8 protein-coding genes and 2 pseudogenes are annotated in these 11533 nt (G+C 68.6%); 9 read left to right on the top strand and 1 reads right to left on the bottom strand.

Going from position 1 to position 11533, the window contains the following annotated elements:
- Positions 1-257: pseudogene (locus A9X00_RS32020) on the top strand (PirG); the annotation flags it as partial.
- A 123-nt stretch (positions 258-380) separates the two neighbouring features.
- On the opposite strand, the pseudogene A9X00_RS18345 reads toward A9X00_RS32020, so the two are convergent.
- A pseudogene (locus A9X00_RS18345) lies at positions 381-1067 on the bottom strand (PirG); the annotation flags it as partial.
- A gap of 231 nt (positions 1068-1298) precedes the next feature.
- Between A9X00_RS18345 and glf the strand changes: the two are divergent.
- The 8 genes from glf to A9X00_RS18305 all read left to right on the top strand — a co-directional run bounded on the left by glf (position 1299) and on the right by A9X00_RS18305 (position 11364).
- Positions 1299-2507 (top strand): UDP-galactopyranose mutase, encoded by a 1209-nt coding sequence (glf, locus tag A9X00_RS18340; protein ID WP_067156408.1) that lies wholly within the window; start codon positions 1299-1301, stop codon positions 2505-2507.
- Complete coding sequence (locus A9X00_RS18335; RefSeq protein ID WP_067156405.1) at positions 2507-4399, top strand: glycosyltransferase; 1893 nt, start codon at positions 2507-2509, stop codon at positions 4397-4399. Before glf ends, A9X00_RS18335 begins: the two co-directional genes overlap by 1 nt.
- The gene (locus tag A9X00_RS18330; protein WP_067156402.1) at positions 4392-4913 is read left to right on the top strand and encodes a phosphatase PAP2 family protein; all 522 of its coding nucleotides are present in this window, start codon (positions 4392-4394) and stop codon (positions 4911-4913) included. The genes A9X00_RS18335 and A9X00_RS18330 overlap by 8 nt, the downstream gene beginning before the upstream one ends.
- Positions 4910-5818 carry a decaprenyl-phosphate phosphoribosyltransferase gene (locus A9X00_RS18325; RefSeq protein WP_067156399.1) on the top strand — a complete coding sequence of 303 codons (909 nt, stop codon included), beginning with the start codon at positions 4910-4912 and terminating at the stop codon, positions 5816-5818. Before A9X00_RS18330 ends, A9X00_RS18325 begins: the two co-directional genes overlap by 4 nt.
- Positions 5805-7778, top strand: coding sequence for a terminal beta-(1->2)-arabinofuranosyltransferase (aftB, locus tag A9X00_RS18320; protein ID WP_067156397.1), 1974 nt, complete (start codon positions 5805-5807; stop codon positions 7776-7778). Before A9X00_RS18325 ends, aftB begins: the two co-directional genes overlap by 14 nt.
- Before the next feature lie 327 nt (positions 7779-8105).
- Positions 8106-9158 (top strand): diacylglycerol acyltransferase/mycolyltransferase Ag85A, encoded by a 1053-nt coding sequence (gene ag85A / locus A9X00_RS18315; RefSeq protein WP_067156393.1) that lies wholly within the window; start codon positions 8106-8108, stop codon positions 9156-9158.
- Between the two features lie 153 nt (positions 9159-9311).
- The gene (locus A9X00_RS18310) at positions 9312-10232 is read left to right on the top strand and encodes an esterase family protein (protein WP_067156391.1); all 921 of its coding nucleotides are present in this window, start codon (positions 9312-9314) and stop codon (positions 10230-10232) included.
- A 121-nt stretch (positions 10233-10353) separates the two neighbouring features.
- Entirely contained in the window at positions 10354-11364 is a 1011-nt protein-coding gene (locus A9X00_RS18305; RefSeq protein ID WP_067156388.1) for a cutinase family protein, read from the top strand.
- The last annotated feature ends 169 nt before the right edge of the window (positions 11365-11533 follow it).

Below are 11533 nucleotides of genomic sequence, written 5' to 3'. Positions count from 1 at the left end.
CGATCCTGGGTGACCCGTCGACGCTGGGCGGTGCTTCGCCGATCGCGTCCGGCGGCACCGGCGGGACCGGCGGCACCTCTGGCGGCGGCGGCGGGCTGATGAACGACCTGATGCAGGCCGCCAACCAGTTGGGCGCCAACCAGGCCATCGACCTGCTCAAGGGCCTGGTGATGCCGGCCATCATGCAGGGTGTCCAGCAGAGCGCCGCGGGTGGCGCGCCGGGTGCCGCGTTGCCGGCCGCCGCGGGTGCACTGCCGGGCGCGGCCAAGGCCCTGCCGGGTGCCGCCGCTGCCCTGCCGGGTGCCGCGGGTGCCCTGCCGGGTGCTGCGGGTGCGCTGCCGGGTGCCGCGGGTGCGCTACCGGGTGCTGCCGCGGGTGCCGCCGGTCCCGCCGGTGCCGCCGGACGCGATCGGCGAAGCACCGCCCAGCGTCGACGGGTCACCCAGGATCGGGTAGGTGCCGCCGGCGCCCGGGTCCAATCCTGCCGTCGTCGAGTCGATCGGCACCTCGCTGGGCGAGAGCGCGGGGCTCGCCACCCCGGGTGTGAGCCCGGTCGGGCTGGTCAGGCCCGGGTTGGCAAGTGCGGGGTTGAGCCCGGCGGCCGGCGTCGTCGCCGCCGCGCCCGGCGTGGCGACCCCGGGTGTGCCCGGCGTCGTGGGCGGCAGGCCCGGATTCGCCAAAGCCGGGCTCGTCAAGCCAGGGCTGGTCAAGCCAGGGCTGGTCAGGCCGGGACTGGTCAGCGCCGGGCTCGTCAAGCCTGGGCTGGTCAACCCCGGGCTCGTCAGGCCTGGGCTGGTCAGACCCGGTGTGGCGGCGGCGGTTCCACCGCTGAGCGCGGGCACCGGCGGCAGGTTGATCCCGAACTGCGACAGGCCCTGCGACAGCGCGCCCATCAGCTCGCCGGGCAGGTCGGACATCACCGCGGCCTGCTTGAACTCGTGGTGTTCGGCCGGCTTGCTGCCGGCGGTCGATTCGTAGACCAGGAAGTATGCGCAAGGACTCGCCACTGCCACAGCGGCGACCGCGCTCATGGCTGTCGAAACCTTGCGTCGGCGTCGATTCGGCACGGAAGTCTCCTCGTATCTGGACAACTATTTGAACTGCTTGTTGTGTCGGCGTGCCCTGCCCGTCCTAACCGGTGTGAAGCACACAGAGTTGATGGTACGAGTGGGATTGCTGTGACTAGAGTGCTGATATTGAATCGTGAGGTAATTGAGAGTCCGACTGTGACCGCGGATCCGGAGCCGTGGCCTCGCCAAATGGGTTAGGCCCGCGCGGTCGGATACCCTAAGCAACCGATGACTTCTCCTTCTAGTCGCTTTGACCTCCACGTCGTCGGCTCCGGATTCTTCGGCCTGACCATTGCCGAGCGCGCGGCTACCCAACTCGGGAAGCGCGTGCTCGTCCTCGACCGGCGCCCGCATCTGGGCGGCAATGCGTACTCTGAGGCCGAGCCCCAGACCGGCATCGAGGTGCACAAGTACGGCGCACACCTGTTCCACACCTCTAATAAGAGGGTCTGGGATTACGTGCGCCAGTTCACCGACTTCACCGACTACCGCCACCGGGTGTTCGCGATGCACAACGGGCAGGCCTACCAGTTCCCCATGGGGCTGGGCCTGGTGTCGCAGTTCTTCGGCCGGTACTTCACCCCGGACGAGGCGCGGCAGCTGATCGCCGAGCAGGCCGCCGAGATCAACACCGCGGACGCGCAAAACCTGGAGGAGAAGGCGATCTCGCTGATCGGCCGGCCCCTGTACGAGGCATTCGTCAAGGGCTACACCGCCAAGCAGTGGCAGACCGACCCCGCCACGCTCCCGGCCGCGGTCATCAACCGGCTGCCGGTGCGCTACACGTTCGACAACCGATACTTCAGCGACACCTACGAGGGCCTGCCGGTCGACGGCTACACGGCGTGGCTGCAGCGGATGGCCGACGACGACCGCATCGAGGTCCGGCTGAACACCGACTGGTTCGACGTCCGCGACCAACTGCGCGCCGAGTCCCCGGACGCCCCCGTCGTCTACACCGGGCCGCTGGACCGCTACTTCGACTACGCGGAAGGCCGCCTCGGCTGGCGCACACTGGACTTCGAGGTGGAAGTGCTGCCGATCGGGGATTTCCAGGGGACGCCGGTGATGAACTACAACGATCTCGACGTGCCCTACACCCGCATCCACGAGTTCCGCCACTTCCACCTCGAGCGTGACTACCCGACCGACAAGACGGTGATCATGCGCGAATACTCTCGGTTCGCCGAAGACGACGACGAGCCCTACTACCCGATCAACGCCGAGGCCGACCGCGCCCTGTTGGCCGCCTACCGGGAACGGGCGAAGGCCGAGACCGCGTCGTCGAAGGTCCTGTTCGGCGGCCGGCTGGGCACCTACCAATACCTGGATATGCACATGGCCATTGCCAGCGCGCTGAGCATGTACGACAACACCCTCGCGCCGCACCTGCGTGACGGCGCGCCCCTACTCCAAGACGAAGGCGCGAACGCATAATGACCGCCGTTAGCCTGCTGTCCCGAATCATCCTGCCCCGTCCGGGCGAACCCCTCGACGTGCGCAAGCTCTACCTCGAGGAGTCGACCACCAACGCGCGGCGCGCGCACGCGACGTCGCGCACCTCGCTGCAGATCGGCGCCGAGTCGGAGGTGTCGTTCGCGACGTACTTCAACGCGTTCCCGGCCAGCTACTGGCGCCGTTGGTCGATCTGCACGTCGGTGGTGTTGCGGGTCGAGCTGACCGGAACGGGACGCGTCGACATGTACCGGACCAAGGCCACCGGGGTGCGGATCTCGGTGGAGGGCCGCCAGTTCGTCGGCACCGACGATCAGCCCGCCGTCGTCGAGATCGAGGTGCCCCTCAAGCCGTTCGAGGACGGCGGCTGGATCTGGTTCGACATCACCACCGACACCGCGGTCAGCCTGCTCAGCGGTGGCTGGTACGCGACCGAGCCCGCCCCCGGCACCGCCAACGTCGCCGTCGGTATCCCCACCTTCAACCGTCCCGCCGACTGCGTCAACGCGCTGGCCGACCTGACTGCAGATCCGTTGGTGGACAAGGTGATTGGGGCGGTCATCGTGCCGGATCAGGGCACGCGCAAGGTGCGCGACCACCCGGACTTCCCGGCCGCGGCCGCCGGTCTGGGCGACCGGCTGTCGATCCACGACCAGCCGAATCTCGGCGGTTCCGGCGGATACAGCCGGGTGATGTACGAGGCGCTGAAAAACACGGACTGCCAACAGATCCTGTTCATGGACGACGACATCCGCATCGAGCCGGACACCATCCTGCGGGTACTGGCGCTGAACCGCTTCGCCAAGGCGCCGATGCTGATCGGCGGTCAGATGCTCAACCTGCAGGAGCCGTCGCACCTACACATCATGGGCGAGGTCGTCAACCAGTCGAACTTCATGTGGACCGCCGCCCCGCACGCCGAGTACGACCACGACTTCGCGAAATTCCCCTTGAACGACAACAACGATCGAAGCGCGCTGCTGCACCGGCGCATCGACGTCGACTTCAACGGCTGGTGGACGTGCATGATCCCGCGGCAGGTGGCCGAGGAGCTCGGACAGCCGGTGCCGTTGTTCATCAAATGGGACGACGCCGAATACGGCCTGCGCGCCGGCGAGCACGGCTATCCGACCGTCACCCTGCCCGGGGCCGCGATCTGGCACATGGCCTGGAGCGACAAGGACGACGCCATCGACTGGCAGGCCTACTTCCACTTGCGCAACCGGTTGGTGGTCGCGGCGCTGCACTGGGACGGAGACATCACCGGATTGGTCCGCAGCCACCTCAAGGCGACGCTGAAACACCTTGCGTGCCTTGAATACTCGACGGTCGCGATCCAGAACAGGGCGATCGACGACTTCCTGGCCGGTCCCGAACACATCTTCTCGATCCTGGAATCGGCGCTGCCGGAAGTGCACCGGATCCGCAAGGAGTACCCCGACGCGGTCGTGCTGCCGGCAGCGAGCGAGCTGCCGTCGCCGCAGAATAAGACCAAGGCCATGAAGCCGCCGGTGAACCCCGTCTCCATCAGCTACCGGCTGGCGCGCGGGATATTGCACAACATGACGGCGGCCGACCCGGACGCCCACACGCGTCCGGAGTACAACGTTCCGACCCAGGACGCGCGCTGGTTCCGGCTCTGCACGGTCGACGGCGTGACCGTGACGACCGCCGACGGATGCGGCGTGGTCTACCGGCAGCGCGACCGGCGAAAGATGATGTCGCTGTTGCTGAAATCGCTACGCCGTCAGCGCCGCCTGCTGGGCCGGTTCGACGAGATGCGCCGGGTGTACCGGGAGGCGCTGCCCGCGCTGTCCAGCAAGCAGAAGTGGGAGACGGCGTTGTTGCCAGCCGGCGAACCCAAGCATGGTTGAATCGGCCGCCCCGCGCGGTGAGGTGGCCGCGCTGGTGGCCGTCCAGTCGGCGCTGGCCGATCGCCCCGGCGTGTTGGGCGCGGCGCGAGGGCTGTCCCACTTCGGCGAGCACAGCATCGGCTGGCTGGTCGTGTCGCTGCTCGGTGCGGTGCTCATGCCGGGCCGTCGCCGCGAGTGGCTGGTGGCCGGGGCCGGCGCGTTCGCCGCGCACGCCGCCGCCGTGCTGGTCAAGCGCCTGGTGCGGCGCAAGCGGCCGCACCACCCGGCGGTCGCGGTGAACGTCGGCACGCCGAGCCAACTGAGCTTTCCCTCCGCGCACGCCACCTCCACCACCGCCGCGGCGATCCTGATGAGTCGCGCAACCGGGCTCCCCTTGCCCGTGTTGCTCGTCCCTCCGATGGCGCTGTCGCGGATACTGCTGGGCGTGCACTATCCCAGCGACGTGGCCTTCGGCATCGCCCTCGGCGCCGCCGTCGCCGGGATCGCGGACCGAGCGCGAGGGGCTACCGAATGAGCGAAGACGTGGTGGTCGGGCCTCCGGGGAACCTGATCGTCGGGGTGGTCAAGGCGATCCGCCCGCGCCAATGGGTGAAGAACGTGCTCGTCCTGGCCGCACCGCTGAGCGCGGCGGGCCGAGGCCACCGATATGACTACGGCCAGCTGGGAATTCAGGTGGCGGTGGCCTTCGTGGTGTTCAGCCTGGCGGCCTCCGCCATCTACCTGATCAACGACGTCCGCGACGTCGAGGCCGACCGCGAACACCCCACCAAACGGTTCCGCCCGATCGCGGCGGGCGTGGTGCCCGAATGGCTGGCCTACACCCTGGCCGTGGTGCTCGCGACGGCATCACTCGGCGTGGCCTGGTGGCTGACGCCGAACCTGGCGGTGGTGATGGCGGTCTACATCGGCATGCAGCTGGGCTACTGCTTCGGCCTCAAGCACCAGGCGGTGATGGACATCTGCATCGTGTCGTCGGCGTACCTGCTGCGGGCCATCGCGGGGGGCGCGGCCACCGACACCCGGCTGTCGCAGTGGTTTTTGCTGGTGGCGGCGTTCGCGTCGCTGTTCATGGTGGCCGGCAAGCGCTACGCCGAACTGCAACTGGCCGAGCGCACCGGCGCGTCGATCCGCAAGGCGCTGGAGAGCTACACCAGCACCTACCTGCGCTTCGTCTGGACGATGTCGGCCACCGCGGTGGTGATGTGCTACGGGCTGTGGGCGTTCGAGCGCGACCACGGCTCCGCGCGCTGGTTCACGGTGTCCATGGTGCCGTTCACCATCGCGATCCTGCGCTACGCGGTCGACGTCGACGGCGGGCTGGCCGGGGAGCCCGAAGACATTGCGTTGCGCGACCGGGTGCTGCAGCTGTTGGCGCTGGCGTGGATCGCAACGGTGGGGGCCGCCGTTGCCCTCGGCTAGCCCCCAATTGAAGGCGCTGGGGGTGGGGGTGCTGCGCCGGCCGGTGATCCGGCGGGCCGGCCAGCCGCTATTCCCGTACGTCACCACGGTGCGGGTCAGCCTGTGGATCAGCGTGGCGGTGGTCGCCGTCCTGTTCGGGTGGGGCGCGTGGCAGCGGCGCTGGATCGCCGACGACGGGCTCATCGTGCTGCGCACGGTGCGCAATTTGCTGGCCGGCAACGGGCCGGTGTTCAACCAGGGCGAGCGGGTCGAGGCGAACACCTCCACCGCGTGGACCTATCTGATGTACCTGGGCAGCTGGGTCGGTGGGCCGATGCGCATGGAATACGTGGCCTTGGCGCTGGCTCTGACACTTTCGGTGCTGGGTGTGGCATTTTTGATGCTGGGCGCCGGCCGGTTGTACGCGCCGAGCCTGCGCGGCCGCAGGGCGATCCTGCTGCCCGCCGGAGCGCTGGTCTACATCGCGTTGCCGCCCGCCCGAGACTTTGCCACGTCGGGCCTGGAGAGCGGCCTGGCGCTGGCCTACCTGGGGTTGCTGTGGTGGATGATGGTGTGCTGGGCGCAGCCGGTGCGCGGGCGTCCGGGCGGCCCGGTCTTCATCGGCGCGCTGGCCTTCGTCGCCGGGTTCAGCGTGCTGGTCCGCCCCGAGCTGGCGCTGATGGGCGGGCTGGCGCTGATCATGATGCTCATCGCCGCCAGCACCTGGCGGCGCCGCGCGCTGGTCGTGATCGCCGGCGGTTTCCTGCCGGTCGCCTACGAGATCTTCCGGATGGGCTACTACGGCCTGCTGGTGCCCGGCACGGCGTTGGCCAAGGACGCGGCGGGCGACAAGTGGTCGCAGGGGATGATCTACCTCTCCAACTTCAATGCTCCCTACGCCGTGTGGGTTCCGGTGCTGCTGCTGGTGCCGCTGGGCGTGCTGGTGGTGGTCGCCCGGCGCCGCCCGTCGTTCCTGCGCCCGGCGCTGTCGCCCGATTACGGGCGCCTGGCGCGGGCGGTGCAGAGCCCGTCGGCGGTCGTCGCGTTCGTCCTCGTCAGCGGGCTGCTGCAGGGGCTCTACTGGATCCGGCAGGGCGGCGATTTCATGCACGCGCGGGTGTTGCTGGCGCCGCTATTTTGTTTGCTGGCGCCGGTGGCCGTCGTCCCGGTCGCCCTCCCCGACGGGCAGGACTACTCGCGGGAGACCGGCTACTGGGCGGCCGGTGCGGCCGGGGTGCTGTGGCTGGGCGTCGCGGGCTGGTCGCTGTGGGCAGCAAACTCGCCCGGGATGGGCGACGACGCCACCCACGTCACCTACTCGGGCATCGTCGACGAACGCCGCTTCTACGCGCAGGCCACCGGGCACGCGCACCCGCTGACGGCCGCCGACTACCTGGACTACCCGCGGATGGCCGCCGTCCTCACGGCGCTCGACAACACCCCGGAGGGCGCGTTGTTGCTGCCGTCCGGCAACTACACCCAGTGGGACCTGGTGCCGATGCTGCCGCCGGCGCCCGGGGACCGCAAGGCGCCGCAAAAGCCGCAGCACGCCGTGTTTTTCACCAACCTGGGCATGCTGGGGATGAACGTCGGGCTCGATGTGCGGGTGATCGACCAGATCGGGCTGGCAAACCCGCTCGCCCAGCACACAGAGCGGCTGAAGCACGGCCGGATCGGGCACGACAAGAACCTGTTCCCCGACTGGGTGATCGCCGACGGCCCGTGGGTGAAGTTGTATCCGGGAATTCCGGGCTATTTGGACGTGAACTGGGTCGCGCAGGCCGTCGCGGCGCTGCAGTGCCCCGAGACGAAGGCGATGCTGAGTTCGGTGCGAGCCCCAATGACCTTGCATCGCTTCGTTTCCAACGTCGTGCACAGCTTCGAGTTCACCAAGTACCGCATCGATCGCGTTCCGCTCTACGAGCTCGCCAGGTGTGGGCTGCCGGTTCCGGAGGCGATCCCGCCGCCTCCCCGCGAATGAGGCGCCGGCGCGGAAATTTTTTCTGCGGGTCTTGAAATCGGCACGGCCGCCCGGGCCCCGGACATTGCCAGCAACCTCACATCTGTGCTCTCACCAGTGTTCAACGGGGGCCAAGCACATGCGGAAACGCGGTTCTCCGCGCAACTTTCCGGTCCCAATTCCGTTGCGAAAGAGGGCCGAATGGCCGTTTGCCTGACCGCTCGATGAGAGGGGATGAGCGATGGTGTGGTTGACTACACGAGCACTGCTGCGTGGAGCGTATGCAGTACGACCCAATTCGACGATGCGCCTGTACTAAGGGCGCGCCGAAAGGATGAGGAAGCAAGGATGACGCTTGTCGACAGGTTTCGCGGCGCCGTGGCTCGCATGCCACGACGACTCGTGGTGGGGGCCGTTGGCGCGGCCCTGCTCTCGGGTCTGATTGGCGCCGTGGGGGGCTCGGCGACCGCCGGGGCGTTCTCGCGCCCGGGTCTGCCGGTGGAGTACCTGCAGGTTCCCTCGGCCGCTATGGGCCGCGACATCAAGGTTCAGTTCCAAAGCGGTGGGGCCAACGCGCCGGCGCTCTACCTGCTCGACGGCATGCGCGCGCAGGACGACTTCAACGGCTGGGACATCAACACCCCCGCGTTCGAGTGGTACAACCAGTCGGGCATCGCCGTGGTCATGCCGGTCGGCGGGCAGTCCAGCTTCTACTCCGACTGGTACGCGCCCGCCTGCGGTAAGGCCGGCTGCACCACCTACAAGTGGGAGACGTTCCTGACCAGCGAGCTGCCGGCGTACCTGGCGGCCAACAAGCAGGTCCGGTCCACCAACAACGCCGCGGTCGGTCTGTCGATGGCCGGGTCGTCGGCGCTGATCCTGGCCGCCTACCACCCGAACCAGTTCGTCTACGCCGGCTCGCTGTCGGCGCTGCTGGACCCGTCGCAGGGGATGGGCCCGTCGCTGATCGGGCTGGCCATGGGCGACGCGGGTGGCTACAAGACCAAGGACATGTGGGGCCCCAAGGAGGACCCCGCGTGGCAGCGCAACGACCCGTCGCTGCAGGTCGGCAAGCTGGTCGCGAACAACACCCGCATCTGGGTGTACTGCGGTAACGGCAAGCCGTCGGACCTGGGTGGCGACAACCTGCCCGCCAAGTTCCTCGAGGGCTTCGTGCGGACCAGCAACCTGAAGTTCCAGGACGCGTACAACCAGGCCGGTGGCCACAACGCGGTGTGGAACTTCGACGCCAACGGCACCCACGACTGGCCCTACTGGGGTGCACAGCTGCAGGCGATGAAGGGTGACCTGCAGTCGACGCTGGGCGCCACGCCGGGCGCCGGCCCGGCCACGGCCGCGGCCGCGGGCAACCAGAGCACCGGCACCGGCACCGGCACCTAAGAACGAGCAACACGACTGACGGCGGCGATCCAATCGGGTCGCCGCCGTTGGTTTGTGCGCGGGGAGTGTGGCCTATATCACTACCCTGCTGGCTGCCCGCAATCCCGTCCTGGCTAATGTGCAGACACAGCGACTAGACGATGGAGGGTGGACATGAGGGTCGTAAGGGGTCTGTCAGCGCTTCTGCGGATGTTTGGCGTCGCCGCACTGTCCGTGGGGCTGGGGGTGGCCCTGACGCTGGTGGCGCCGGCAACCGTCGGCAAGGCCAGGGCCGCGGGTTACGAGAGCCTGATGGTGCCGTCGGCGGCGATGGGCCGCGACATCCCGGTGGCGTTTCTGGCCGGCGGCCCGCACGCGGTCTATCTCCTGGATCCCTTCGACGCCGCCCCCGACGTCAGCAACTGGGTTACGGCCGGCAACGCGATGAACACGCTGGCGGGCAAGGGCATCTCGGTCGTGGCGCCCGCCGGCGGCGCCTTCAGCATGTACACCAACTGGGAGAACGACGGCAGCAAGCAGTGGGACACCTTCCTGTCCAGCGAGCTGCCGAACTGGCTGGCCGCCAACAAGGGCCTGGCGCCCGGCGGCCACGCCGCCGTGGGCGCCTCCCAGGGTGGCTACGCCGCGATGGCGCTGGCTTGCTTCCACCCGGATCGCTTCGGCTTCGCCGGTTCGCTGTCCGGCTTCCTGTACCCGTCGAACACCACCACGAACGGCTCGATCCTGGCCGGCCTGCAGCAGTTCGGCGGCGTCGACGGCAACGGCATGTGGGGGGCGCCGCAGCTCGGCCGGTGGAAGTGGCACGACCCGTGGGTGCACGCCTCCCTGCTGGCGCAGAACAACACCCGCGTGTGGGTTTGGAGCCCGACCACCGACGCGGCCAGCGACCCGGCCGCCATGATCGGGCAGGCCGGCGAGGCGATGGGCAACAGCCGGATGTTCTATCAGCAGTACCGCAGCGTCGGCGGGCACAACGGCCACTTCGACTTCCCCGGCGGCGGTGACAACGGCTGGGGCTCGTGGGCAGGCGAGCTCGGGGCCATGTCCGGCGACATCGTCGGGGCCATCCGCTAGGACGGCGAGCCCCGGGGTGGCGCCCGAAACGCCGGTACCGTGTAGGAGAGTGCAGCAGGGGGCGGAGTATCCGCTTGCCTGGAACCGAGCTGCGATAGACCGACTCTGCTAGCAGGAGAACATGACGACGAGCGCGCGGCGTAAACGCCACCGGATCCTCGCCTGGATCGCCGCCCTCGCTGTGGCGGGCGTCGTGTTGCTCGTCGTGGTGGCCGTCGTCACGCTGCTGCGCAACCGCGAATCGCCGCCCAGCGCGGTGCCCCCCGGCATCCTGCCGCCGCCTTCCACGTCGACCCACCCGCACAAGCCGCGGCCGGCGTCCCAGGACGCCTCCTGCCCCGACGTGCAGGTGATCAACGTTCCGGGCACCTGGGAGTCCGCCCCGCAGGACGATCCGCTCAACCCGACGCAGTTCCCGAATGCGTTGCTGCACAAGGTGACCACCGCGATCTCTCAGCAGTTCCCGTCCTCGCGCGCACAAATTTTCACCACCCCCTACACGGCGCAGTTCCACAACCCGCTGAGCGGCGACACGCAGATGTCCTACAACGAAAGCCGGGCGGAGGGCACCCGCGCGACCGTCCAGGCGATGACCGACATGAACAACAAGTGTCCGCTGACCAGTTACGTGCTGATGGGCTTCTCCCAGGGCGCGGTGATCATTGGTGACATCGCCAGCGACATCGGCAACGGCCGGGGACCCGTCGACGACGACCTGGTGCTGGGTGTGACGTTGATCGCCGACGGCCGTCGCCAGGACGGCGTGGGCAACGACATCGGGCCCAACCCGCCGGGCGAGGGCGCCGAGATCACGCTGCACGAGGTGCCGGTGTTGTCCGGCCTCGGCCTCACCATGACCGGTGAGCGCCCGGGCGGATTCGGCGCGCTGAACGCCAAGACGAACGAGATCTGCGCGCCGGGTGACCTCATCTGCGCCGCGCCGAACGAAGCGTTCAGCGTCGCCAAGCTGCCCGACACCTTGAACACCCTGGCCGGAGGCGCCGGGCAGCCGGTCCACGCGCTGTACGCCACGACGCAGTTCTGGAACCTCGACGGGGCACCGGCGACCGATTGGACGCTTAATTGGGCCCGCGGGCTGATCGAAAACGCGCCGCGTCCCAAACATGGGTGACACAACCGCGACGTAGGCGAATCCGTGACGGGATCGGCGGTACCTTGTGATTTGGTCTGCCGCGGGGCGACCCTTAACATTAAGAGAAAATTAAGAGCAATCAGCACTTCGTTGCGGCCCCGATCGGGGTCGAAGCTGGCGGGGACTGGCACGAACCGGCGCTCGCAGC

The sequence above is a fragment of the Mycobacterium sp. 1245805.9 genome, assembly GCF_001672915.1.
Classification (GTDB): domain Bacteria; phylum Actinomycetota; class Actinomycetes; order Mycobacteriales; family Mycobacteriaceae; genus Mycobacterium.
Note: the sequence above shows the minus strand (reverse complement) of the source record. Positions and strands in the feature narration are given on the sequence as shown.